Source organism: Sinomonas sp. R1AF57, assembly GCF_002224485.1.
GTDB classification, from domain to species: domain Bacteria; phylum Actinomycetota; class Actinomycetes; order Actinomycetales; family Micrococcaceae; genus Sinomonas; species Sinomonas flava.
Genome location: NZ_CP022463.1, coordinates 1,289,898 through 1,314,036, shown reverse-complemented (window position 1 = coordinate 1,314,036; position 24,139 = coordinate 1,289,898). Strand labels below are relative to the sequence as shown.

Annotated in this window: 23 protein-coding genes; 7 read left to right on the top strand and 16 right to left on the bottom strand. The window is 72.6% G+C overall.

Features of this window, described 5'->3' with window-relative positions:
* Positions 1 to 56: 56 nt before the first annotated feature.
* The gene (locus CGQ25_RS06015; protein WP_208712257.1) at positions 57 to 4,019 is read left to right on the top strand and encodes a Pls/PosA family non-ribosomal peptide synthetase; all 3,963 of its coding nucleotides are present in this window, start codon (positions 57 to 59) and stop codon (positions 4,017 to 4,019) included.
* Positions 4,016 to 5,389, top strand: a complete 1,374-nt coding sequence (locus tag CGQ25_RS06010; protein WP_208712256.1) for a M1 family metallopeptidase — start codon at positions 4,016 to 4,018, stop codon at positions 5,387 to 5,389. The genes CGQ25_RS06015 and CGQ25_RS06010 overlap by 4 nt, the downstream gene beginning before the upstream one ends.
* Before the next feature lie 106 nt (positions 5,390 to 5,495).
* Here the strand turns inward: CGQ25_RS06010 and CGQ25_RS06005 are convergent, their stop codons facing one another.
* Genes CGQ25_RS06005 through pheS form a run of 3 tightly spaced genes read right to left on the bottom strand, consistent with a single transcriptional unit; the run spans position 5,496 to position 9,911 of the window.
* The gene (locus CGQ25_RS06005) at positions 5,496 to 6,293 is read right to left on the bottom strand and encodes a 4'-phosphopantetheinyl transferase superfamily protein (protein ID WP_208712255.1); all 798 of its coding nucleotides are present in this window, start codon (positions 6,291 to 6,293) and stop codon (positions 5,496 to 5,498) included.
* 14 nt (positions 6,294 to 6,307) lie between these two features.
* A complete protein-coding gene (gene pheT / locus CGQ25_RS06000) occupies positions 6,308 to 8,857 on the bottom strand; it encodes a phenylalanine--tRNA ligase subunit beta (RefSeq protein WP_208712254.1) in 2,550 nt (849 codons plus the stop codon).
* 4 nt (positions 8,858 to 8,861) lie between these two features.
* The gene (gene pheS / locus CGQ25_RS05995) at positions 8,862 to 9,911 is read right to left on the bottom strand and encodes a phenylalanine--tRNA ligase subunit alpha (protein WP_208712929.1); all 1,050 of its coding nucleotides are present in this window, start codon (positions 9,909 to 9,911) and stop codon (positions 8,862 to 8,864) included.
* Between the two features lie 75 nt (positions 9,912 to 9,986).
* Between pheS and CGQ25_RS05990 the strand changes: the two genes are divergently transcribed.
* Genes CGQ25_RS05990 through CGQ25_RS05980 form a run of 3 tightly spaced genes read left to right on the top strand, consistent with a single transcriptional unit; the run spans position 9,987 to position 12,166 of the window.
* Positions 9,987 to 10,412: a hypothetical protein gene (locus tag CGQ25_RS05990; protein ID WP_208712253.1), complete on the top strand. Its 426-nt coding sequence runs from the start codon at positions 9,987 to 9,989 to the stop codon at positions 10,410 to 10,412.
* Positions 10,409 to 11,041 carry an SIMPL domain-containing protein gene (locus CGQ25_RS05985; RefSeq protein ID WP_208712252.1) on the top strand — a complete coding sequence of 211 codons (633 nt, stop codon included), beginning with the start codon at positions 10,409 to 10,411 and terminating at the stop codon, positions 11,039 to 11,041. The genes CGQ25_RS05990 and CGQ25_RS05985 overlap by 4 nt, the downstream gene beginning before the upstream one ends.
* Before the next feature lie 57 nt (positions 11,042 to 11,098).
* Positions 11,099 to 12,166, top strand: coding sequence for an Rv2578c family radical SAM protein (locus tag CGQ25_RS05980; protein WP_208712251.1), 1,068 nt, complete (start codon positions 11,099 to 11,101; stop codon positions 12,164 to 12,166).
* Between the two features lie 35 nt (positions 12,167 to 12,201).
* Here the strand turns inward: CGQ25_RS05980 and CGQ25_RS05975 are convergent, their stop codons facing one another.
* Positions 12,202 to 12,687, bottom strand: a complete 486-nt coding sequence (locus CGQ25_RS05975) for a (deoxy)nucleoside triphosphate pyrophosphohydrolase (protein ID WP_208712250.1) — start codon at positions 12,685 to 12,687, stop codon at positions 12,202 to 12,204.
* Positions 12,688 to 12,944: 257 nt separating this feature from the next.
* Here CGQ25_RS05975 and CGQ25_RS05970 point away from each other — a divergent pair, with 257 nt between their 5' ends.
* Positions 12,945 to 14,087, top strand: a complete 1,143-nt coding sequence (locus CGQ25_RS05970; protein WP_208712928.1) for an MFS transporter — start codon at positions 12,945 to 12,947, stop codon at positions 14,085 to 14,087.
* Positions 14,088 to 14,160: 73 nt separating this feature from the next.
* On the opposite strand, the gene CGQ25_RS05965 is transcribed toward CGQ25_RS05970, so the two are convergent.
* From CGQ25_RS05965 to infC, 6 genes are all read right to left on the bottom strand, one after another.
* On the bottom strand, positions 14,161 to 14,538 hold the full coding sequence (locus tag CGQ25_RS05965; RefSeq protein WP_208712249.1) for a VOC family protein: 378 nt from the start codon (positions 14,536 to 14,538) through the stop codon (positions 14,161 to 14,163).
* Positions 14,539 to 14,586: 48 nt separating this feature from the next.
* The gene (locus CGQ25_RS05960) at positions 14,587 to 15,555 is read right to left on the bottom strand and encodes a cation diffusion facilitator family transporter (protein WP_208712248.1); all 969 of its coding nucleotides are present in this window, start codon (positions 15,553 to 15,555) and stop codon (positions 14,587 to 14,589) included.
* Between the two features lie 89 nt (positions 15,556 to 15,644).
* Complete coding sequence (locus CGQ25_RS05955; RefSeq protein WP_208712927.1) at positions 15,645 to 16,508, bottom strand: RNA methyltransferase; 864 nt, start codon at positions 16,506 to 16,508, stop codon at positions 15,645 to 15,647.
* Positions 16,509 to 16,632: 124 nt separating this feature from the next.
* Entirely contained in the window at positions 16,633 to 17,016 is a 384-nt protein-coding gene (gene rplT / locus CGQ25_RS05950; RefSeq protein ID WP_208712247.1) for a 50S ribosomal protein L20, read from the bottom strand.
* A gap of 93 nt (positions 17,017 to 17,109) precedes the next feature.
* Positions 17,110 to 17,304: a 50S ribosomal protein L35 gene (gene rpmI / locus CGQ25_RS05945; RefSeq protein WP_208712246.1), complete on the bottom strand. Its 195-nt coding sequence runs from the start codon at positions 17,302 to 17,304 to the stop codon at positions 17,110 to 17,112.
* A 163-nt stretch (positions 17,305 to 17,467) separates the two neighbouring features.
* The gene (gene infC / locus CGQ25_RS05940) at positions 17,468 to 18,595 is read right to left on the bottom strand and encodes a translation initiation factor IF-3 (RefSeq protein ID WP_255405605.1); all 1,128 of its coding nucleotides are present in this window, start codon (positions 18,593 to 18,595) and stop codon (positions 17,468 to 17,470) included.
* Between the two features lie 332 nt (positions 18,596 to 18,927).
* Between infC and CGQ25_RS05935 the strand changes: the two genes are divergently transcribed.
* Complete coding sequence (locus CGQ25_RS05935; RefSeq protein WP_208712244.1) at positions 18,928 to 19,362, top strand: DUF1844 domain-containing protein; 435 nt, start codon at positions 18,928 to 18,930, stop codon at positions 19,360 to 19,362.
* Between the two features lie 102 nt (positions 19,363 to 19,464).
* Here CGQ25_RS05935 and CGQ25_RS05930 read toward each other — a convergent pair whose 3' ends face one another.
* From CGQ25_RS05930 to hisB, 6 genes are all read right to left on the bottom strand, one after another.
* Positions 19,465 to 20,814, bottom strand: a complete 1,350-nt coding sequence (locus CGQ25_RS05930) for an MFS transporter (protein WP_208712243.1) — start codon at positions 20,812 to 20,814, stop codon at positions 19,465 to 19,467.
* 34 nt (positions 20,815 to 20,848) lie between these two features.
* Positions 20,849 to 21,766: an SseB family protein gene (locus CGQ25_RS05925; protein WP_208712242.1), complete on the bottom strand. Its 918-nt coding sequence runs from the start codon at positions 21,764 to 21,766 to the stop codon at positions 20,849 to 20,851.
* The gene (gene priA, locus CGQ25_RS05920; protein WP_208712241.1) at positions 21,766 to 22,506 is read right to left on the bottom strand and encodes a bifunctional 1-(5-phosphoribosyl)-5-((5-phosphoribosylamino)methylideneamino)imidazole-4-carboxamide isomerase/phosphoribosylanthranilate isomerase PriA; all 741 of its coding nucleotides are present in this window, start codon (positions 22,504 to 22,506) and stop codon (positions 21,766 to 21,768) included. Before priA ends, CGQ25_RS05925 begins: the two co-directional genes overlap by 1 nt.
* Positions 22,507 to 22,549: 43 nt before the next feature.
* Positions 22,550 to 22,708, bottom strand: a complete 159-nt coding sequence (locus tag CGQ25_RS05915) for a hypothetical protein (protein ID WP_208712240.1) — start codon at positions 22,706 to 22,708, stop codon at positions 22,550 to 22,552.
* Positions 22,709 to 23,419, bottom strand: coding sequence for an imidazole glycerol phosphate synthase subunit HisH (gene hisH / locus CGQ25_RS05910; RefSeq protein WP_208712925.1), 711 nt, complete (start codon positions 23,417 to 23,419; stop codon positions 22,709 to 22,711).
* Between the two features lie 62 nt (positions 23,420 to 23,481).
* Positions 23,482 to 24,123, bottom strand: a complete 642-nt coding sequence (hisB, locus tag CGQ25_RS05905; protein ID WP_208712239.1) for an imidazoleglycerol-phosphate dehydratase HisB — start codon at positions 24,121 to 24,123, stop codon at positions 23,482 to 23,484.
* Positions 24,124 to 24,139: the final 16 nt, after the last annotated feature.

Genomic DNA, 24,139 nt, shown 5'->3' with positions numbered 1-24,139 from the left:
GGAACCGTCCCCGTTCCCGGTCGGCGGCGCCCCGCTCTGCAACAATGGGCCGGGAGATGACAGCCCCGAGCGAGCCCGAAGGCCCGGCAGTGACAGATGCCCCAGAACGCGTTGCAGAGGCCGCGCCGAGGCCCCATCCTCCCCAGCTGCCCGGCTCGGACCGGACTCCGCCGGCGAGGACACTCATCGACATCCTGATCGCGACCGCGCAGGCCTTCCCCGACGCCCCGGCGATCGACGACGGCGTCCGGGCCCTCTCCTACGCCGAACTGCTCGAGGAGGTCCGCGCCACCGGCCGGACGCTCCACGCGGCAGGCCTCGGCGCCGGTGACCGCGTCGGCGTGCGGATCCCCTCGGGCACCGCGGAGCTGTACATCGCGATCCTGGCCGTGCTGCTCGTGGGCGCCGCATACGTCCCCGTGGACGCCGACGACCCGGACGAGCGCGCGAAGCTCGTCTTCGGCGAGGCCGGCGTCGCGGGAATCATCCGCGGAGGCGGGTCCCTCGTGGTGGGCAGGAAGCGGCCCAAGCCATTCCCCGCCCCCCGCATGCCCCGTCCCGAGGATGACTGCTGGATCATCTTCACCTCCGGCTCGACGGGCACGCCGAAGGGCGTCGCGGTGTCCCACCGCTCCGCGGCCGCGTTCGTCGACGCCGAGGCCCGCCTCTTCCTCCGGCACGAGCCGGTCGGCCCGGAGGACAGGGTCCTGGCCGGGCTCTCCGTCGCGTTCGACGCCTCGTGCGAGGAGATGTGGCTCGCCTGGCGGCACGGGGCGTGCCTGGTCCCCGCCCCGCGGGCGCTGGTGCGCACGGGCATGGACCTGGGACCGTGGCTCGTGCAGCGCGGCATCACGGTCGTCTCCACCGTCCCCACGCTCGCGGCACTGTGGCCTGCCGAGGCGCTCGAGAACGTGCGCCTGCTGATCTTCGGCGGCGAGGCGTGCCCGCCCGAGCTCGCCGCCCGCCTGGCGGTCGAGGGCCGCGAGGTCTGGAACACGTACGGGCCCACCGAGGCCACCGTGGTCGCGTGCGCCGCGCAGATGGACGGCGTCGGGCCCGTCCGGATCGGTCTCCCGCTCGACGGCTGGGACCTCGCAATCGTCGACGCGCACGGCACACCGGTGCCCGAAGGCGGCGTGGGCGAGCTGATCATCGGCGGCGTCGGCCTGGCCCGCTACCTCGACCCCGCCAAGGACGCCGAGAAGTACGCCCCCATGCCGAGCCTCGGCTGGGAGCGTGCCTACCGTTCGGGGGACCTCGTCAGGTTCGAGCCTGAAGGGCTCCTGTTCCAGGGCCGGGCCGACGAGCAGGTCAAGCTCGGCGGCCGCCGCATCGAGCTCGGCGAGGTCGACGCCGCCCTCCAGGCGCTCCCCGGCGTTGCCGGCGCGGCCGCGGCTGTGCGCACGACGGCGGCGGGGAACCAGATCCTTGTCGGGTACCTGGCGCTTTCCGACGGGGTGACGCCGGACCTCGCCGCATACCGGAGGCGCCTCGCGCGGGAGCTGCCGGCCGCGCTCGTGCCGGTGCTCGCCGTCGTCGGCTCCCTCCCGACCAAGACGAGCGGCAAGGTGGACCGCAACGCGCTCCCATGGCCGCTGCCGGGCCAGACCGATGACGAGGGGCCGGGCCTCGAGCTGCCAGAGGATGCGGCGTGGATCGTCGAGCAGTGGGGCGCCGTGCTCGGCACGCGGGCCCCCGGCCTGGACGCGGACTTCTTCGCCCATGGCGGCGGCTCGCTCTCCGCCGCGCAGCTCGTCTCGGCACTGCGCCGGAGGTATCCGACGGTGACAGTCGCGGACGTCTACGCGCACCCGCGGGTCGGCGCGCTCGTCGAGGCCGTCCTCGGAACGGGCGGGGCAGCGGCTGAGCCGCGGGAGCGGACCGTGCGGCCCACTTCGCGCCGGACCCAGGTGGTCCAGACCCTCATGGGCATACCGCTCTTCATCCTCGTGGGCATGCGGTGGCTCACGTACCTCGCCGCGGGCAACAACCTGCTCGCCGCGATCGGCGGATGGTCCGCGGCGCCCACACTCTCGTGGTGGTGGGTCGCCGCCATGTGGCTCGTGTTCGTGAGCCCGTGGGGCAGGATGGCCATCTCTGTCGCGGCCTCCCGGGTCCTGCTGCGCGGGGTGGAGCCCGGCAGGTACCCACGCTCGGGCAGCGTCCACCTGCGCCTGTGGCTTGCTGAGCAGATCTCCGACCTCGCCCAGGCCGTGAGCCTGGCGAGCGCGCCGTTTGTCCCGTACTACGCGCGGGCCCTGGGCGCGAAGATCGGCCGGGACGCCGTGCTTCATTCCGTCCCCCCGGTCACGGGCATGCTGTCCGTTGGCCCGGGCGCGTCGGTCGAGCCCGAGGTGGACCTCTCCGGCTGGTGGATCGACGGGGACTGGGTGCACATCGGCGGCATCAGCATCGGCGCCGGCGCGGCCGTGGGCGCGCGCAGCACGCTCCTGCCGGGAGCACGCATCGGCGCAGGGGCGGTCGTGGACCCCGGCTCGGCCGTGTCGGGGAAGGTCAAGGCCGGCCTGCGCGTGGCTGGCTCACCCGCCACCCGGGTGGGGAAGGCGAAGCCGGGCTGGCCGGAGGCCCCCGTGCGCCGGTCCAGTGTGCGCGAGGGCGCATGGATCGCCGCGTTCGCGGCGGCGTCGACCCTGCTGGCCCTCATTCCTTTCGTCTCGGCCGCGGCCGCCGCTCTTGTGCTCGTCTGGGCGGCGCGGGGGCACGACTCGCTGCATGGTGCCATCGTCCCGCTGCTCGCGGCGACGCCCCTCGCGGCGGCCGCCTGGTTCGTGCTCAACCTGGCGCTCGTCGCTGGCGTGACGCGCCTTCTCGGGCTCGGCCTGACCCAGGGGTACCACCGCATCCGCTCCCGGACGGGCTGGCAGGTCTGGGCCACCGAGCGTGTGCTCGATCTGGCCCGGGACGTCCTGTTCCCCGTCTACGCGAGCCTCTTCACCCCGGTGTGGCTGCGGATCCTGGGGGCAAAGGTCGGCAAGCACGTCGAGGCGTCCACGGTCCTCCTGCTGCCGAAGATGACCACGGTGGCCGACGGCGCGTTCCTCGCCGACGACACGATGGTGGCCAGCTACGAGCTCGGAGGCGGCTGGGTGAAGATCGCCCCGGCTAAGGTCGGCAAGCGCGCGTTCCTGGGCAACTCGGGCATGACGGCGGCTGGCCGCGCCGTGCCCAAGGACGGACTCGTCGCGGTCCTCTCGGCCACACCCAAGAAGGCCAAGTCGGGCTCGTCCTGGCTGGGCAGTCCTCCCGTCCGCCTCCGCCGCACCGCCATCTCGTCGGACACCGAGCGGACCTTCAACCCGGTCCCGCGCCTCAAGGTGGCCCGGGCCCTGTGGGAGCTGTGCCGCGCGGTGCCGGTCGTGCTCACGGTGGCGATCGCCGTCGTCGTGCTCGTTGCCCTCGACTGGCTCGCCTCGGCGTGGGGGTACCTGCCCGCGGCACTGCTGGGCGGCGCCGTCATGCTCGTCGCGGGCGCGATCGCCGCGGTGTCCGCGACGGCCGCGAAGTGGCTCTTCGTGGGGCGCATCAAGGCCGGCGAGCACCCGTTGTGGAGCTCGTTCGTGTGGCGCAACGAGGTCCAGGACACGTTCGTGGAGATGGTCGCGGCACCGTGGTTCGCGCGTGCGGCGTCCGGCACCCCGGCGCTCGTGTGGTGGCTGCGGTCCCTCGGTGCGAAGATCGGCTCGGGCACGTGGTGCGAGAGCTACTGGCTGCCCGAGGCGGACCTCGTCTCGCTCGGCCCGAGCTCCACCGTGAACCGCGGCTGCGTGGTGCAGACGCACCTGTTCCACGACCGCATCATGGCGATCGACGCCGTGGTGCTCGGCGAGGGCGCGACCCTCGGCCCGCACGGTGTGATCCTCCCGGGGGCGGAGATCGCCGACGGCGCGACCGTGGGGCCGGCGTCGCTCGTGATGCGGGGCGAGCACGTCCCGGCGGCCAGCTACTGGCGCGGCAACCCCGTGGCGCCCTGGAAGGAACCGGAGGCACCCACGCGGTGAGCCAGACGACGCATACCCGACCCGGGAAGAAGTCGAAGGACGAGGCCCTGCCGGACCCCTACACGCCCGGACACGGACAGGCGGGCTACGCCGTGGCGCACTACGACCTCGAGCTCGACATCCGCCTCGCGAGCAACCGCCTGTCCGGGCGTGCGCGCCTTCGTTCCACTGCGCGGGACCGGCTCGAGACCATCGTCCTCAGCCTCGCCGGCCTCCGGGCGACCAAGGTCCAGGTCAACGGCGCGAAGCCCGCCAAGACGTCCCAGCGCGCCGACGAGCTGCGCATCACGCCGTCAGCCCCCCTTGCGAAGGGCCAGGACTTCCACCTCGAGATCCGCTACGAGGGCACCCCGGAGCCGGTGGATGGGCTCTGGGGCGAGGTCGGCTGGGAGGAACTGTCCGACGGCGTGCTCGTCTCCGGCCAGCCTGTTGGCGCTCCCACGTGGTTCCCGTGCAACGACCACCCGAGCCAGAAGTCGACCTTCCGCATCACGGCGACGGCGGACGCTGGCTACCGGGTCGTCTCGAACGGCCTCCTCGTGGGCCACCGACGCAAGGCCAGCCGCGAGACCTGGGCCTACGAGGTCCACGAGCCCATGGCGCCCTATCTCGCGACCCTGATCATCGGGCGCTACCAGTTCCTCGAGCTCGGGCGGGTGCGTGCGCACGGCTCCCCCGCCGTCGGCGTGTTCGCCGCCGTGCCGCCGGCGCTGCGCGGCGCGGCGCTGACGGGCCTCCGCGACCAGGTGCGCATGGTCGAGCTGTTCGCCGAGCTCTTCGGGCCGTACCCGTTCCGTGACTACACCGTCGTCGTCACCGACGACCCCCTCGAGATCCCGCTCGAGGCCCAGACGCTCTCCATTGTGGGGCGCAACCACATCACGCGGTCGTGGGAATCCCAACGGCTCCTCGCGCACGAGCTGGCCCACCAGTGGTTCGGCAACTCGGTCACCGCGCGCCGTTGGGAGGACATCTGGCTCCACGAGGGGTTCGCCTGCTACGCGGAATGGCTGTGGAGCGAGCACTCCGGGCAGGGAACCGCCGCCGCGCGGGCGGCCGACGCCTGGAGGCTGCTCTCGGAGCAGAAGGAGGACATCCTCGTGGCGGCGCCCGGCCCGGAGCTCATGTTCGACGACCGGGTCTACAAGCGGGGCGCGCTGGCGCTGCATGCGGTGCGGCGGGCCGTCGGGGACGACCGGTTCTTCCGGGTGCTGGCGGCCTTCGGCTCCGAGCGGCGGCACGGCAATGCGACGACGGCGGACTTCACCGAGCTGCTCGGACGCGTCGGCGCCGGCGCACGCGGCTTCCGCGCCGAGGACCTGCTGGGGCCCTGGCTGTTCGAGCGCGCGCTCCCGCCGCTCCCCCGGTAGCCTCCGCAGCCACCCCGGCGGGCCGCCTTCCCGTCCCCTCCCTCTGGGAGTCACCTCCTGTGGGTCACCTTCTGGAGGTCATCTCCTGTGGGTCACCTCCTGGGGGTCAGCTGCAGCGCGTCTGGGCGACGGCCGCGACGAATTCCGGCGGCAGGCCGAGAGCTGCCGGGCTGAGGTCGCGCACCCGCGGGTCCTCGAGCGTCTCGATCGACTGGGTGTCCCCGCGCAGCCCGCTGCCGAAGGCCTTCAGAAGGGCTTCCTTGCGCGCCCAGATCCTCGCCGCTTCCCGGGCGGGCTCTGCCGCCTCCAACGCACGACGGCGCTCGGCCGCTGAGAAGGCAGCGTCCGGGATCGCGGCGCGGAAGTCAGCGACGGCGGCCAGGTCGACGCCGAGACCCTGCACGCAACCGGTGACCTCGGCACCACACGGGGTGACCTCGGCACCACACGGGGTGACCTCGGCACCACACCGGGTGACCTCGGCACCACACCGGGTGACCTCGGCACCACACGGGGTGACCTCGGCGGCACACGGGGTGACCTCGGCGGCGAGGAGGGCCCAGCCCCCGGCGCGGGACATGCTCGCCGCGACCGGGAGGAGCCGCCCGGGACGGGGAAGCGGCAGGCGGGCACCGCCGTCGTGCGCGGAGGCCGCGAGCACGAACCCGGGCGCACCATGCTCCCCCCGCCCGCAGTCGGGGCAGGTGTACGCCGGGAGCACGAGCCGGGGATCGGTCCCGGCGGCCTCGGCCACGAGTGCCCTGAGCGCGAGCCGCCCGGCGAGGAACTCGTGGCTCCGGACGGGCTCGAGGATCGCGGCGGCCCGCTCGAGCTCCCCGGGCGTGCAGACGCCGGCGGGCAGCACCGACCCGGGCGACCCGAGCGGCACTGCCCGCAGGAGCACGGCGGCGGGACGTGCTAGCCGCGCTGGACCGCGCCGTACCGCTCGGCGGCGAGCGCCACGGCGGCCGCCCGGGCCTCGGAGGCCTCGTCGGCGGTCAGGGTGCGGTCCTCGGCGCGGAAGCGCAGGCCGAAGGCGAGGGACTTCTTGCCTTCGTCGATGCCCTTGCCCGTGTACACGTCGAACAGGTGGACGTCCTCGAGGAGCTCACCGGCCCCCTCGCGGAGCGCACCGAGCACCTCGCCCGCCGGCAGCGCGGCGTCGACGATGAGGGCGACGTCCTGGGTCGCGACCGGGAACGTGGAGAGGTGCTTGGCCACGACGACGTCGGCCGCCGCCTCGAACAGCGCGTCGGCGTCCAGCTCCACAGCCACCGAGCGCGCCGGCATGTCCAGCTCGGCGAGCAGCTTCGGGTGCAGCTCGCCGGCGAACCCGACGACCTCGCCCGAGCGCAGGGCAAGCTGCGCCGCCCGCCCCGGGTGGAACGCCTGGTGCGATCCCTGGCTGACCACGAGCTCCACGCCGAGCACGTCGCCGGCGAGGCGCGCGACGTCGAGCGCGTCGGCCCAGTCCCACGCACGAGGCTCGGTGCCCGGTGCCTGGGGCGAGTCCTTCCCGGTCAGGACCGCCGCGACGTGCAGGGGCTGGTCCGGCAGCCCGTCGTAGAGCGCGTCGAGGACCTCATCGGCGGGACGGACGCCGAGCGGGGGAATCTCCGGCGTTCCGAGGGCACCGTCCTCGGGCAGGAAGACCAGCCCGGCCTCGAAGACCGCGAGGTCGCGGAAGCCGCGGCCATGGTTCCGCTTCGCGGTGTCGATGAGGCCCGGCAGCAGGGAGGTGCGGAGCCATCCGTGCTCCTCGCTCAGCGGGTTGGCGAGCTTCACGGCGGGGCGCGCGGCCCCGGCCTCGGCGACGCCGAACGTCTCGTTCTGCCTCCTGGAGGCGAACGGGTACGAGAGGACCTCGGTCAGGCCTGCGTCGGCGAACGCCTGCACGAGCCGACGGCGCTGCTGCTGGCTGCGGGTGTAGCCGCGCCCGGGAGGGGCCACTGGCAGGGTCGCGGGGATCTTGTCGTAGCCGACCAGACGCGCGATCTCCTCGGAGAGGTCCTCCTTCGTCTCCAGGTCATTGCGCCAGCTGGGCGGTGTCACGAGGAAGTCGGACCCGGACCGCTCGATGCGCGCGCCGAGGTCCCCCAGCGTTCGGGTGATCAGCTCCTCGCTGAACTCCATTCCGATCCGCTCGGAGGCGAAGTCCGCTGGCAGCGGGATGCGGATCGGCTCGGGCGCCGTCCCGACGTCGGTGCCCACCTCGTCCGCGACGCCGCCGCCGAGCTCGACGAGGAGGTCGACGACGCGCTGGGCCGCCACGTGCGCGACGTTCCAGTCCACGCCGCGCTCGAAGCGCTTGGACGCCTCCGAGGGCAGCTTGTGGCGCCGGCGCGAGCGGGCGATGCTCACCGTGTCGAAGTGGGCCGCCTCGACGAGGATGTTCACGGTCTCGTCGCTGCACTCGGTCGACGCACCGCCCATGACGCCGGCGATGCCGATCGGCCCCGACTCGTCGGTGATGAGAAGGTCCTCGGGGTCGAGCTCCCGGACCTTGCCGTCGAGGGTCTCGAGCTTCTCCCCCGGCGCGGCGCGGCGCACCGTGATGGGGCCGGTCAGCTTGTCGAGGTCGTAGTTGTGGATCGGCTGGCCGAGTTCGAACATGACGTAGTTCGAGATGTCCACCGGCAGGGAGATCGAGCGGACGCCGGCGAGGCGCAGCCGCGAGACCATCCACTGCGGCGTCGGCCGGGTGGGGTCGATGCCGCGCACCGTCCGCGCGACGAAGCGGTCGCAGCCGGGCACGCCGTAGATGGGCGCCTGGTCGTCGAGCACGACGCCGTAGCCCCCCTCGAGCGCCTCAGGCGCCTTGATCAGCTCGGCCGGGTCCGTGAACTCGGTGCCGGTGGCGTGGGAGTACTCGCGGGCGATGCCGCGGATCGAGAAGCAGTAGGCCCGGTCCGGGGTCACGTTGATCTCCGCCGCCTCGTCGGTCAGGCCGAGGAGCTCCAGCGCATCAGTGCCGACCTCCGGGTCGAGCCCGATGCGCGAGAGCACGAGGATGCCGTCGTGGTCGTCGCCGATGCCGAGCTCGCGCACGGAGGCGATCATGCCCGCCGAGACGTGGCCGTACGTCTTGCGGGCGGCGATGTGGAAGTCGCCGGGCAGCGTCGCTCCGGGGAGGGTCACCACGACCTTGTCGCCGGGCGCGAAGTTGTGCGCACCGCACACGATGCCCTGGACGCCGGAGGGGTCGATGCCCTTGCCGGTGAGCGTCTGCTCCTGGCCCTCCGGGACCACGCGCACCTGGCACCAGTTGATCGTCTTGCCGTTGCTCTGCGGCTCCTTGACGGCGCTGAGCACCTGCCCCACCACAATGGGGCCCCGGATCGAGTCGGACGGACGGTGGACGTCCTCCTCCTCGAGGCCGACCTTCACGAGGTCCGCCATGAGGTCCTCTGCGGTCGCGTCTGCAGGGAGCTGCGTGTATTCGCGCAGCCATGAAAGGGGGATTCGCATTGAACTAGATCTCCATCCCGAAGTGCTGGCTGAAGCGGACGTCGCCCTCGATCATGTCGTGCATGTCGGCGACCTCGTTGCGGAACATGAGCGTGCGCTCGATGCCCATGCCGAAGGCGAAGCCCGAGTACTCCTCGGGGTCGATGCCCGCCGCGCGCAGCACGTTCGGGTTGACCATGCCGCATCCTCCCCATTCGATCCACTGCGGGCCGCCCTTGGCGCCCGGATGCCAGATGTCCAGCTCCGCGCTCGGCTCGGTGAACGGGAAGTAGTTCGGGCGCAGGCGGATCTGCGCCTCGGCTCCGAACATCTGGCGGGCGAAGTGCTCGAGGGTGCCGCGCAGGTCGGCCATGGACAGACCCTTGTCGATGGCCAGGCCCTCGAACTGGTGGAACACGGGCGTGTGCGTCGCGTCGAGCTCGTCGGTGCGGAAGACCTTGCCGGGGCACAGGACGTAGATCGGGACCTCCCGCTCGAGCATCGAGCGGACCTGCACCGGCGACGTGTGCGTGCGCAGCAGCAGGTGGGCCTCGGGCGGGTCGACGAAGAAGGTGTCCTGCATCTCCCGGGCGGGGTGGTCGGGCTTGAAGTTGAGCGCGTCGAAGTTGAACCACTCGGACTCGACCTCGGGCCCCTCGGCGATCTCCCAGCCCATCCCGACGAAGATGTCGCTCACGCGGTCCTGAAGCGTCGAGAGCGGGTGACGGGCCCCGGCACGACGGCGGCGCGGAGCCGCCGTGACGTCGACGGTCTCCTCCACGAGGATGCGCGCATCGTTCTCGGCCTCGAGCACGGCCTGGCGTTCGGCGATGGCCTTGTTCACCCGTCCGCGCGCGCCGCCGACGATCTTCCCGGCGGCCGCCTTCGACTCCTTCGGGAGCGACCCGATAGCGCGGTTCGCGAGGGCCAGCGGAGACTTCTCACCCGTGTGGGCAATGCGCGCAGCCTTGAGCGCATCGAGGTCCTCGGCAGCCGCGACAGCGGCCAGGGCGTCCTCCACGGCGGCGCTCACAGCGGCCTCGTCGACAGGATCGGGGACACTCGTCTCGGTCACGGGAACCTCGGTATCGGCAGGTTGCGGTGTAGTCTCGGGCACCCGCCAAGTCTAGTTCACGGCTACCATGCCCCTGTGCGCCTTGGGAGCCGGGCACGGGCAGTGCTCAACACCGTGAACCTCTCGACGCCGCTGGGCCTGGCGCTCGCGGCGGCTGCGCGCACGCCGCTGCGCCGGGGCCCCGACGGCCTCTTCATCGCCGAGGGCTACCGGCCCAGGCTGCCCCTCGCGGCGGCGTTCGTCGTGGGGAACGTCGTCTTCACCAGGGGCAGCGCCGGTGGGCTCGTGGCCCGGCCCGCGCTCCTGGCGCACGAGTCCCGGCACGCGACCCAGTACGCCTTCTGCCTGGGCCTTCCCTTCCTGCCGCTGTACTTCGCCTCAGCGCTCTGGTCCTGGTCGCGGAGCGGGGACCCCGCCGCGCAGAACCCCTTCGAAAAGCTGGCCGGGCTTGCCGACGGCGGGTACGTGGCCGAGCGCCGTCAGGAGAGAGGACGTCCATGAAGACCGGGGAGTCGATCACCGTCACCGGCACCGGCGTGGTGCGGGTGGCGCCGGACACGGCGGTGCTGCGCCTTGCCTCGGAGTGCCGCTCGGCCAGGCTCGCCGAGGCGTTCGCCGCGGCCACGGGCGCGGCGGAGGCGATGGTCTCGGCAGCGCTCGCCGGAGGGGTCCACCGGGAGGACATCGCCTCCAGCGCCCTCTCTGTCACGAGCGAGACGGCGTGGCAGGAAGGACGCGGCCACCAGCTGCTCGGCTACGCCGCCAGCCGCGGGCTCACGCTGGCAGTCCGCGATCTGGCGGCCGCAGGAGCCCTGCTCGACGCCGTCGTCGCCGCAGGCGGGGACGCGGCGAGGATCCACGGGGTCTCCCTCGTCGTGTCGGACCCCTCCCCCGCGAGGACCCGGGCGCAGGAGGCCGCGTTCGAGGACGCCCGGTCGTCCGCGGAGCGGCTCGCCTCGCTCGCACAGCGCCGCCTCGGCGCCGTGGTGAGGATCGACGCCGGAGCCGCGCCTGAGGGCCAGCAAGTGCCCCTGCGCCGCGTCGCGCTGGCCGCCGACGCCGCGCCCGGGCTGGAAGCGGGACAGGCCGAGGTCGCGGCGAGCGTGACGGTGACCTGGACGCTGGACTGATCCGACGCGCCGGACACCTCCTTGACAGACTATCGAACATAGTTTCGAATAGACGGCATGCGATGGAACACGCAGGCGGTCTCCGAACTCCCCCTCCGGGAAACCGCCGACGAGCCGGCCCAGCCGCCCCTCCTTCCCCTGGCAGGGGCGCTGCGCACGGTCAGGACGCCGGAGTTCCACGGGATCACCTTCCACGAGGTCGCCGCGAAATCGGCGCTCAACAAGGTCCCGCCGGCGTCCTCCATGCCCTTCCGCTGGACAGTCAACCCCTACCGCGGCTGCAGCCACGCGTGCGTGTACTGCTTCGCCCGCAACACCCACACGTACCTGGACCTCGACGCCGGGCTCGACTTCGACCGCCAGCTCGTGGTCAAGGTCAACGTGGGCGAGGTGCTCCGGGCCGAGGTGTCGAAGCCCTCCTGGAGCCGGGAGCACGTGGCACTGGGGACCAACACCGACCCGTACCAGCGCGCCGAAGGGCGCTACGCCCTCATGCCCGGCATCATCCGGGCGCTCGCGGATTCGGGCACGCCGTTCTCGATCCTCACCAAGGGAACGCTGCTCGCCCGGGACATCCCCCTGCTGAAGGCCGCGAGCACCCACGTCCCGATCGGGACCAGCATCTCCCTCGCCGTCCTGGACCCCGACCTGCAGTCGGCACTCGAGCCGGGCACGCCCTCGCCCTCGGCTCGGCTGAAGCTCATCTCCCGCCTCCGCGAGGCGGGGCTGCCCTGCGGCGTGATGGCCATGCCGATCCTGCCGTGGCTGACCGACTCGGAAGAGCACCTCGACGCCCTCATGGGGGCGCTGGCCGCCGCCGGGGCGACCGGCGTGACGGCCGGCGCCCTTCACCTCCGCCCCGGGACGCGTGAGTGGTTCATCGGCTGGCTCGCCCGGAGCCACCCGCAGCTCGTGGGCCGGTACCGCAGGCTCTACTCCAAGGGCGCCTACGCCCCGGCCGAGTACCGGACGTGGCTCGCCCAGCGCGTCTCCGCGGCGAAGAAGCGCCACGGTTTCGGCCGCACCGAAGGGTTCGGGCATCGTGACGCAGGGGTGCGGGAGGCCGGGCAGCCGGCGGAGGCGACCGAGCCCCGCCAGGACTCCGTCCAGCAGACCCTCTTCTGAGCGCTCAGCCTCTGGCACTCTCAGCCTCCGGGCACTCAGGCTCTGGGCACTCCTCGGCCCGCGGTCGTCTGGCTCCGCACAGCGTCCACGATGGGGAGGTCGGCCGGGATCCACGGGAGGTCCTGGAGGGCGCGTCCCTCGAGGGGGACCCACAGGAGCTCGTCGTGGTCCTCGAGCGGCTCGGGGACTCCGGCCGCCACCTCGGCCAGCCACACGCGCATCGCGGCGCGCTCGTTGAGGGGCCACCCCTGGGCGAGTGGTCCGGGGACCTCGTCCCCCAGCACCACATCGACGCCCAGTTCCTCGGCGAGCTCGCGCCGCAGCCCGTCCTCGGGAGCCTCCCCGGGCTCGACCTTGCCGCCCGGGAACTCCCACAGGCCGGCCAGCGCGGGCGGCGCCGTCCTGCGCGCGGCCAGCAGCCGGCCCGGCCGGTCGAGCGAGTCGACGATCGCCGCTCCGACCACCTGGACGAGCGTGGCAGCGGCCGCGCCGTTCGGGGTCTCCTGCCTCTCCTTGTGCATCCGGCCAGTCTAGGAGGGAATGGACCGGCGTCCCGTAGTGTTGAGGGCAGATCGAGGGCCGACGGCGTTCCTCACCGCCATGCCCCGACCTATCCCAAGGACACCCCGCCGTGCCCCAGCCCGATCCCGCCCTTGCCCCGCCGACGGCCACAGCCGAGGCCCAGGCCGCCGCGTCCGCGGCGCGGGCTTCCCAGACCACCGCAGCCGCGCCGCGCCCCCGGCCCACCGTGCTCGCCCCCCGCCCTCTCTTCTGGGCCATGCTCGCCCTTGGCATCGGCGGCTTCGCCATCGGCACCGTCGAGTTCGCGACGATGGGGCTGCTGAAGGAGGTCGAACGCGGCCTCTCCATCAGCACGGCGGAGGCCGGCCAGCTGATCTCGGCGTATGCGCTCGGCGTCGTCGTGGGCGCGCCCCTGCTCGCAGCCGTCGGCGCGCGCCTGCCGCGCAAGGCCCTCGCGCTCGGGCTCATGGCGTTCTACGCGCTCGCCAACCTCTCCTCCTTCGCTGCCGCGGACTACGGCGCGATGATGCTGTCCCGCTTCGCCGCGGGCCTCCCCCACGGGGCCTACTTCGGCACCGCAGCAGCCATCGCGGCCTCGCTCGTGGCCCCGACCAAGCGCGGCTGGGCGATCGCGACCGTCATGTCCGGGCTGACCATCGCGAACGTGCTCGGGGTTCCGGCGGCGACGTGGCTGGGCCAGGCGTTCGGGTGGCGGCTCCTCTTCGTGGCAACGGCGGTGATAGCGCTCGCGTGTGTGGCCCTCGTGGCCCGCTTCGTCCCGTTCGAGCCCGCCCACCCGGAGGCCAGCGTCCGCCGCGAGCTGTCGGCTCTGCGCCGGGTGCAGCTCTGGCTCGCGCTCGCCGTCGGCGTCGTGGGCTTCGGCGGGTTCTTCGCGACCTACACCTACATCGCGCACACCATGACCGCTGTCGCGGGGCTCCCCGAGTCCCTGATCCCCCTCGTCGTGGCGCTGTACGGGCTCGGCATGGTCGTGGGCAACGTGGTCGGTGGGAGACTCGCGGACCGCTCCGTCATGGGCACCATCTACTGGGCGCTCGGCGCCGTCGCCGCCGTCATGGTGGTGTACGGCCTGGCGGCGTCGTGGTGGCCCACCGCGCTCTTCATGGTGTTCGTGGTGGGCGGCTCCGGGTCCATCCTCATCCCCGCGCTCCAGTCGCGGCTGCTGGACTCGGCCCCGGGTGCAGCGACGCTCGCGACGTCGCTCAGCCACTCCGCCCTGAATGTCGCCAACGCCCTCGGAGCATTCCTCGGCGGGGTCGTCATCGCGGCCGGCTGGGGATTCACCGCCCCCGCCTACGTCGGAGCGGTGCTCGCGGTGCTCGGCCTCGCGATCGCGCTCCTGAGCGGCCGCCTCGAGCGCCGCCACCCCGTCGCCTAGCGCGACCCGAGCGAGCGCGACGGCGGCAGCCCAACCCGGGCTGCCGCCGTCGCGCGTCACACCGGAAGTGCGTTCAGGGCGCGAGCCGCCGCCGCAGGAGGCAGAACTCGTTGCCCTCGGGATCGGCGAGGACGTGCCACTGCTCGTCACCGGTCTGGCCGACGTCTGCGGGTCGCGCCCCGAGCGCGAGCAGGCGCTCCAGCTCGGCGTCCTGCTCGCAGTCGACCGGGTTGACGTCGATGTGCAGGGGCAGCCGACCACCGCGAGGGTCGCTGCTGGGGCTCAGGATGATCGTGGGCTGCAGGCCGCCGAAGCCGGCCGTGGGAGGCCCGATCTCGATCGCGCCGTCCTGACGGTCGATCTCGACGTAGCCGAGGACCTCGCCCCAGAACACGGCCAGCCGCTCGGGGTCGGCGCACTTGAGGACCAGCTCGCTGATGCGTGAAGCCATGGAGCCCAGTCTAGGGACCGCCCGCGCGGTCAGTGGGAGCCCGTGCGGTCAGTGGGAGCCCGCACGGGGCACTTCCGGCTCGGCAGCGGGGGTTCCCTGGGCGGGCCGTTCCCGCTGGATGTCCGGTTCGATGTAGATGACGCGGGCTGCGGGAACGGCGTCGCGGATGCGCACCTCGGTGGCGTCGATCGCCTGGGCGATCTGGGCCCCCGAGGCCCCCGGCGCGACGCTGATCTTCACGCCCACGAGGAGCTCCTCGGGGCCTAGGTGCATGGTGCGCAGGTGGATGATGCGTGTCCCGTCCGACTGGATGGCCCCCTCGATCTTCGCCACGTCGGTCCTCGTGGCGGCTTCGCCGAGCAGGAGCGAGCTCGTCTCGACGGCGAGGACCCCGGCAATGATGACAAGGAGGATGCCGATCATGGCGGTGCCGAGTGCGTCCCAGACCCCGTTGCCTGTGATGAGCGTGAGCGAGACCCCGAAGAGTGCGAACAGCAGGCCGAGGAGCGCCCCGAAGTCCTCGAGCAGGATCACCGGCAGCTCGGGCTGCTTGGCGGTACGGACGAACGAGACCCAAGACTGGTTCCCGCGGATCTGGTTGGACTCGTGGATCGCCGTGCGGAAGGACAGCCCCTCGGCGATGATTGCCCCGACGAGGACGGCCAGGGGAACCCACCACCACGCACCCTCGATTCCGTGCGGGTCATGGAACTTCTCCCACGCTTCGAACAGCGCGAAGAGGCCGCCCACGGTGAAGAGGACGATCGAGACGATGAAGGCGTAGATGTACCTCGCCCGGCCGTAGCCGAAGGGGTGCTCGGGGCTCGCCTGCTTCCCGGCCCGCTTCCCGCCGACAAGCAGGAGGACCTGGTTGCCCGAATCGGCCACCGAGTGGATGGCCTCCGCGAGCATCGACGACGACGCCGTGAGCAGGAACGCGACGAACTTCATCACCGCGATGGCCAGATTCGCGGACAGCGCCGCGACGACGGCCTTGGTCCCACCGCCAGAAGCCATGATGGTGCCTGCTTTCTCCTCGAGTCCCGAAGTGCGATCGGTACCAACCTACCCGTTCGGGCATGCCGGGAACCGGCCCCGCCGGGAGGTCAGCGCCTCTGGCTGCGGGCGCTCGCGTACAGGCAGACGGTGGCTGCGGTGCCGACATTGAGGCTCTCGGCCGCGCCGTAGAGCGGGACAGCCACGCGGTGGTCGGCCAGGGCCTTCTCCTCCTCGCTGAGGCCCTGCGCCTCATTCCCGAACAGCCACGCGGTGGGCGCCTCGAGGCGGTACTCCCCGACAGCGGCGGCGGTTCCCATGCGCCTCGCCGCCGACTCGTCCTGGAGCCGGTCGAGATCGACCGGGCCCTCGCCGTCGGCTGCGAGGACCCCGAGCCCGGCGGCCCGGGCCGCTGCGGCGAGGTCCTCCGGTTCGATACCCAGCACCACGGGGACGTGGAAGAGCGACCCGGCGGTGCTGCGGACCGCCTTGGGGTTGTAGATGTCCACGCTGCCGGCCGTGAGCACGACCGCGTCGGCACCGGCCGAGTCCGCGGCGCGGAGGATGGTGCCTGCGTTGCCGGGATCCTGGACCCGGCACATGACGGCCAGAAGCCGCGGGCGGCGGGCGAGGACGTCCTCGAGCGCGACGTCGAGCATCGTGCACACGGCGACGACGCCCTGCGGGTTCACGGTGTCCGCCATGGCGGCCAGCACGTCGTCGGTCGCGAGGCGGAGCTGGCCGGTCGCCGCGGCCGGCCCGGCGATCTCGGGGTAGCGGTCCAGGCAGGCCTCGCTCGCGTACACCTCGGCGACGACGGCGTCCCGCCCGTCGGCGCGCCGCTCGGCGTCGAGGCGCAGCGCCTCACGCACCGCCTGGGGACCTTCGGCGAGGAAGCGGTGACGCCGGTTCCTCGCCGCGCGCGTCGCCAGCTTGGCGACGTCACGCACACGGTCGGCGCGGGGGTTGGCCATGGTCTCGGTCGGTATCACGGACCAACTCTAGCGACGCCGCAGCGGCCCGGGACGCGGCAGCGCCCGCGCAGCAGGGCTGCACGGGCGCTGTCGAAGGGGGTCGCGGGGCCGCGACGTCCGCTCGCTACTTGGCGACGGGGGCGTTGACGTCGGCCGGGAGGGCGTTCTTGGCGACCTCGACGAGGGCGGCAAACGCGGTCGCGTCCGAGACGGCCAGCTCGGCGAGCATGCGGCGGTCGACCTCGACCTCGGCGGCCTTGAGGCCCTGGATGAGGCGGTTGTAGGTCAGACCGTTCGCGCGGGAGGCTGCGTTGATGCGCTGGATCCAGAGGCGACGGAAGTCGCCCTTGCGCTTGTGGCGGTCCTGGTAGCTGTACACGAACGAGTGCAGCAGCTGCTCCTTGGCCTTGCGGTACAGGCGCGAGCGCTGGCCGCGGTAGCCGGAGGCCCGATCGAGGATGGTCCGGCGCTTCTTGTGGGCGTTGACTGCCCGCTTCACACGTGCCACGTGCGTACTCCTTTTGAATCTCTCCCAGACACCCGGGCGATGCGCCCGGCCGGGATGGCTAGTGGCCCCGGAGGGGCCGGTGGGTGGAAGAAATCAGACGCCCAGCATCCGCTTGATGACCTTGGCGTCGCCCGGGGAGACGATCTTGTCGCCGGCGAGGCGGCGCGTGAGCGTCGTGGGCTTGTGCTCGAGGTAGTGGCGGCGGTTGGCCTGCTGGCGCTTGAGCTTGCCCGAGCCGGTCAGCTTGAAGCGCTTCTTGGCGCCACTGTGGGTCTTCATCTTCGGCATGGGAACCGATCTCCTTACGTACCCGCGGCGCGAGGCCGCGGCTTTCTCTGGCGGTCAGCTTGCGCGGACCGACTGGTTTCTCCGCCCGCCGGCAGGCCGGCGGCGGTGGACCGGCTCGGCGGACCGGCGCCCTCTCAGGCGCCGGTCCGTCTGCCGGGTCTGGCTAGTTGCCCCGCCGGCCGGACGGCCGGGGTGCCGTCGGCTTCGGGGCGGAGGGCTTCGGCGTGGCCGCGGACGGGCGCGGCGCACCGGGCTTGGGAACGCTGGGCTTCGGCGCCGCCGGCTTGGGCGCCGAGGGGCGCGCGGAGGACGGCGACGGGACCGGCTTGGGCGCGGCCGGAACCGCAGGCTTGGAAGCACCCGAGGCGGCGGGCTTCGGCGCGGCGGTCTCGCGGGGAGCCTTCGGCTCAGCGGGCTGCGCCTTCGGCTGGGAAGGCTGGGCCGCCACGGGCTCAGCCTGCGGCTTGTCCGCCTCGGCGGCCGGAGCCTCCTCGGGGGCCGGAGCCTCCTCGGCCGCGGGGGTCTCCTCAGGAGCCGAAGGCGCCGCGGTGGGCGTCTCCTCGACCTCGGGTACCTCGACCTCGGGTGCCTCAGCCTCGGGTGCCTCAGCCTCGCGGGCCGTGGCTGCCTGGAGCAGCTCCGCAGGGATGGAGTCCGCAAGCGACTGAGTCAGGGGGGCGCCGTCGGCGGTGACATTCCCCGCCTTCGCCGCCTCGGCCTTGGCCTTGTCCGTGGCGCGCTGGGCTGCGCGACGGGCCTCCGCCTTGGCCTCCGCCTTGTTCTTGAGCGGGCCGATCACCATGACCATGTTTCGTCCGTCGATCCGCGGGGCGGACTCGACAGCGCCCACCTCGGCGACGTCCTCAGCGAACCTCTGGAGCAGGCGGATGCCCATCTCCGGACGCTGCTGCTCACGGCCGCGGAACTGGATCATGGCCTTGACCTTGTCGCCCGCACCGAGGAAGCGGAGCGCGTGGCCCGTCTTCGTCTCGTAGTCGTGCTTGTCGATCTTGAGGCGGAAGCGGATTTCCTTCAGGACCGTGTTGGTCTGGTTCTTGCGCGCCTCACGCGCCTTCACCGCAGCCTCGTACTTGTACTTGCCGAAGTCCATCAGCTTGCACACCGGCGGCTTGGCCTGCGGTGCTACCTCAACGAGATCGAGGTCGGCCTCAGCGGCCAGGCGCAAGGCATCCTCGATGCGGACGATGCCGACCTGCTCTCCGGCGGGCCCGACGAGGCGCACCTCGGGGACGCGGATTCGCTCATTGATGCGTGGATCGCTAATGTTCAAGCTCCTGTACATGTGCGGACGTGCCCGGCAACAAGGAAGGCCCCCGATTGCCGGTGCAATCGGAGGCCTCGGATGGACGCGCCCCGCTGGAGCGCCTGCCCGGAGCGACGGCGCGCGCCGTCCGGCCAACCTGAGTACCCGGCAGCTTTCCGGCCATGAGGCCCGGACGCCGACAGGTGGGAGAGATCTCCGCTTGCAAACTATCTGTCAATTATACAGGGTTGACGCAGACAACCGCACAACGGAACAGTCCCGGGGAACCGGTGCGTTGTCGGTGAGGCGCCCGCCACTGGAATAACGACATCCAGTCGGTCTGTGACAAGCTTATCAGCATGAGCAGCAGCACCCCGAACCCCGCCGCGTCCTCCGACGCGCCGTCCACCGCGCACGATGCCCACCGCCACAGTTTCGGCGACCCCGCCGACGCCGCACCGGACGTGAGCGCGCAGGTGCGGGACATCGCGGAGGTCGCCGCTGTCGAGGTGATCACGACGACGGCGGTGCACCTCATGAGCGCTGCCGCGGTGAAGTGCGGGCTCGCCGAGGGCCCGGACGCCGAAGGGCTCAAGGACCTGGACGAGGCCCGCAAGCTCATCACCGCCCTTGCCGGGCTGGTCACCGCGGCCGCACCCGAAATCGGGTCGCAGCACGCCGGCCCATTGCGCGACGGCCTGCGTTCGCTCCAGCTCGCGTTCCGCGAGGCGTCCGCCATCCAGGACGCGCCGGGCAAGGGCCCGGGCGAGAAGTACACGGGCCCGGTCAACTGACACCGCCCGCACACGGGCGGCACGCACCCTTTAAGGGTCACCTTCTGGAGGTCACCTCCTGGCGGTCACTTCGTGTGACCCCCAGGAGGTGACCTCCAGACGTCAGGCGGCGGGTGAGCCGGGGGCGGGCGCCCGTCGGCGCCGTCGTGCGCCCTGCGCCGCGAGGGCCGCCGAGCACAGCAGCACTCCGGCCGCCCCGATACCGGCGAAGCCCGCCCACGGTCCGACCGCGTCTACGAGCGTGCCGGTCAGAGGAGAGCCCAGGGCCGTGCCCGCGGTGAGGGCGGAGCCGTACCACCCCATCGCCTCGCCTCGCCGTTCCTCGGGCACGAGCTCCGCCACGCGTTCGGAGGCTGCCGACATGGTCGGCGCGCACAGGAGCCCCGGAAGGATGGACAGCACGCTGAGGGTGCCGGTGTCGTGCGCGAAGCCCAGCGGCATCGTGAGCACGCTCATCACGAGCAGGAGCACCAGCGGGGAGACCGGCCGGTGCATGGCGCCGTAGACGATCCCCCCGACCAGGGACGCCGCGCACCAGAAGAAGAAGACGATCCCGAGCTGGGCTGCCTCCCCGTGGCTGCGCAGGATCGCGACGATCCCGACGTCGGTGCCGGACAGCACCATGCCGGCACCGGCGGCGACGGCCATGACCACGACGACGGCGACGCCCACCCGCCACTTCCCTGGCGGCCTCGAGTCCGCCCCACGCGCCCGGATCAGGAGGCGGCGGAGCCCAGAGGCCCCGTCCGCCTGGCCCGCGGCGACCTCCGTGGGGGCAGGCCGGGCGGCGGACTCGAGCCCGGAGGGCAGGTCCTCCGGGGACCCGCCCGTGCCGAGCCCGGTGCTGTCGCTGGAGAGGGCGCCGGGCTGGCCCGTGCGCGTCGGCGGATTGAACCACATCAGCGCCAGCCCAGCAGCGGCCGCGGAGGCGCCGACGGCAGTGATCCCCCAGATGGTGGAGGCCTGCACGGCGGCGACGGCGGCGAGGGCGGGCCCGACCATGAAGGTCACCTCGGTGCAGATCGAGTCGAGGGCGAAGGCCGTGCGGCGCTGGGCAGCGTTCGTCATGACGCCGAGCGACTGCCGCACCACGGAGAAGATCGGCAGGGCGAAGATCCCGCCCACGAATGCCGCCGCCAGGAGCCAGGGGTACTCGAGGTGGGGCGCCACGCCCCACACGAGGGCCTCGGCGAGGATCGAGGGGACAAGGGCGGCGCGCAGACCTGCCGCATCCACCCGCCGGCCGCGCCAGGGCGCCCCCACAGCGATGCCGACGGTCAGCACTGCGGCGACGGCGCCCGCGGCGGCGTACCCGAGGCCCAGGGTCTGGACGACGTGCAGCGTCAGCAGGACTCCGGCGGCGGAGTGCGGGAGCCGCGCGACCATGGCGACCAGGAGCAGCCGGCGCACCATCGGCGTGCGCCAGAGCTGGCCGTAGTGCGCGAAGTGCATGGTCCCCTCCCCCCGGGCGGTGCGCGGTTCGGGCTCAGCTGGTCGCCGGGCGGACCTTGATCTCGATCGAGTCGACCGACTCCGCGAAGCGCGCGCTGCCAGCCAGCCGGCCGTGCAGCTCTGACACAGTCTCACGCACTGCCTCTGCTGGCAATCCGGGCTCGAGGGCCACGGTCAGGCGGAGCTCGGGCCCGGGGCCGCCGCCCGCGAGCACACGTCCGGACGCGTCGCGCGAGGCGACGCCTGCACCGGGGCCGATCTCGATGCCCCGCACCGCGTCGATGCTCTCGGACGCCCGGCCGACCTCGCCGACCAGATCCGCATCCGCGTACGACGGCGTCCACTCGCGCTGCTGAGCGAGCGCCCATACCCCGGGCCGGCGGAGCACGAACGTCACGTCCGCCCCGGGGTCGAGGACGAGGAGCTCGGCGCCCTCGGAGACGGCTGAGAGCGCCGCGCGTGGGGCGAACACGGCCACAGGGCGGGCCTCGGGGTGCCACGCGGCGAGTCGCTCGACGGTCGTGAAGACGGGCAGCGCCTTCCGGCCGTCGGGTGCCGCGACGGTCACGAGGGCCATGTCCGCCTCCTTGTCCTCGGCGAAGCCGTGCTCGCCGAGGCCGCCCTCGGCGAGCTCCGCGACGACGGCGACGAAGACGCGGGCCGTGGCGAGCGCACGGTGGACTGCGGTCTCGTCCCCGGTGCCCGAGGCGAGGGCGGCGAGCGCCGCCGCGACGCCCGTGTCGGCCGCGCCGTCGTCGCCGTCGAAGGTGTGGAGGGGGTTCCCGTCGCCGCTCAGGTCACGGCCGGCCCACGGCTGCCCCGCCGAGTCGGCGGCGCTCCCGGCTCGGGCCAGCGCGGCGGCGATGTGGCCGGGCAGATGCCGCTGCGGCCCACCTGCGCCGTGGGCGTGGTGCGGACCGTGCGCATGGCCGCGGTCGCCGTCGTGCGTCATCAGCGGCGCCCGGCCACGTCCAGCGCTTCGGGGAGCGTGAACTGGCCGGAGTAGAGCGCCTTGCCCACGATCGCGCCCTCGACCCCGAGCGGGACGAGCTCGCGGAGCGCGCGGAGGTCATCGAGGCCGGAGATCCCGCCCGAGGCGACGACCGGCTTGTCGGTGCGCTGGCACATCTCGCGCAGGAGGCCGAGGTTGGGCCCCTGGAGGGTGCCGTCCTTGGTCACGTCGGTCACGACGTAGCGGGCGCAGCCGGCGTCCTCGAGGCGTGCGAGCACCTCCCAGAGGTCACCGCCCTCCTTGGTCCAGCCACGCCCGGCGAGCGTGGTGCCGCGTACGTCGAGCCCGACGGCGATCCGGTCGCCGTGGCGCTCGATGGCCTTGGCCGTCCACTCGGGGTTCTCGATCGCGGCGGTGCCGAGGTTCACGCGCGCGACCCCCAGCTCGAGGGCCGCGTCCAGGCTCGCGTCGTCGCGGAGGCCGCCGGACAGCTCGACCTTGAGCGACAGGCTGCTGACCACGTCCGCGATCAGGGCGCGGTTGTCGCCCCGTCCGAAGGCCGCGTCGAGGTCCACGAGGTGCACCCATTCCGCGCCGGCCTGCTGCCACGCCAGCGCCGCGTCGAGCGGCGAGCCGTAGCCGGTCTCGCTGCCCGCCTCCCCCTGCACGAGGCGTACGGCCTGGCCGTCCACGATGTCGACGGCGGGCAGGAGTTCGAGGATGGTCTCCCCAGCGCTCATGTGGTGTGTCTCCTGGAGGGAAGGGATGGGAACAATTCGGAGGTCATGCGGCCGGAAGGGTCAGCACGTAGGCCGCCACGAGGGCGGCCACGGCCAACGCGCCGAAGGCGATCCACGTCCAGTTGGGAAGGCCCTGCTTGCGGAACGAGATCGCGCCTCCGACGAGCAGCCCGGCCAGGCCGAACAGCAGAACGGACCACATTCAGGCGGCGTCCTCGGCGCCGGAGGGAGTGCCCCGGCGCAGCGACTGGACCCAGTTGCGCAGGAGCTGCGCGCCCGCGTCTCCCGACTTCTCGGGGTGGAACTGGGTCGCGCAGAGGGGACCGTTCTCGACTGCCGCGATGAAGGGGGCGCCGTGCTCGCTCCACGTCACCAGCGGCGGGGCCATGCGCGGCTGGGCGACTTCGAACTCCCACTTCTGGACACCGTAGGAGTGCACGAAGTAGAAGCGCTCGTCCTCGACGCCGGCGAAGAGCTTCGACCCCTCTGGGACCGTGACGGTGTTCCAGCCCATGTGCGGGACGACGTCGGCGGGCAGCAGTTCGACGGTGCCCGGCCATTCTCCGAGGCCCTCGGCCTCGACACCGTGCTCGATCCCGCGCTCGAACATGATCTGGAGCCCGACGCAGATGGCCAGGACCGGGCGCCCGCCGGCGACGCGGCGGCCGATGATGCGCAGGCCGTCCACGGCCTTGAGCTCCTCCATCACGGTCGCGAACGCGCCGACGCCGGGCACCACGAGGCCGTCGGCGTTGAGCGCATCCTCCGCCTTCGCGCTCAGCGTGACCGCGGCTCCGGCCCGTTCGAGGGCGCGCACCGCCGAGCGGACATTGCCCGAGCCGTAGTCGAGCACGACGACGGTGGGCCGCCCCTCGGGGTCCGTCGCAGGTCCGCCCGCGTTCCGCGGGTCCACGGCGACGCCTCCCGGGGCATCCGCCGGCGCCTCGGGCAGGGAGTCCGCTCCGGGTACGGTGCTCACAGGGCTCCCTTTGTCGACGGGATGGCGTCTCCGATGCGCGGGTCGGGCTCGACCGCGGCGCGGAGGGCACGGGCAAAGGCCTTGAACTGGGCCTCGACAATGTGGTGGGGGTCCCGACCGGCGAGGACGGTCATGTGCAGGCAGATCCCGGCGTGCAGGGTGATCGCCTCGAACACGTGCCGCGTGAGCGAGCCCGTGAAGTGGCCGCCGATCAGGTGGTACTCCTGTCCGGCAGGCTCGCCGCCGTGCACGAGGTAGGGGCGCCCGGACACGTCGACGACGGCGTGCGCGAGCGCCTCGTCCAGCGGCACGCTCGCCTCGCCGAAGCGGCGGATGCCCGCCTTGGTGCCCAGCGCCTGCTTGAGGACCTCTCCGAGCGTGATCGCGATGTCCTCCACCGTGTGGTGGACGTCGATGTGGGTGTCCCCCGTCGCCTTGACGGTCAGATCGATGAGCGAGTGCTTGGCCAGGGCCGTGAGCATGTGGTCGTAGAACGGGACGCTGCTGGAGATGTCCGAGCGGCCGGTGCCGTCCAGGTCGATCTCGACGAGGACCGATGACTCGCTCGTCGTGCGCTCCATCCGCGCGCGCCGCCCGGTCCGCTCCTGGAGGTCCGCGGTCTGCAGCTCGGTGCTCATGGATGTGTCCTTCGGG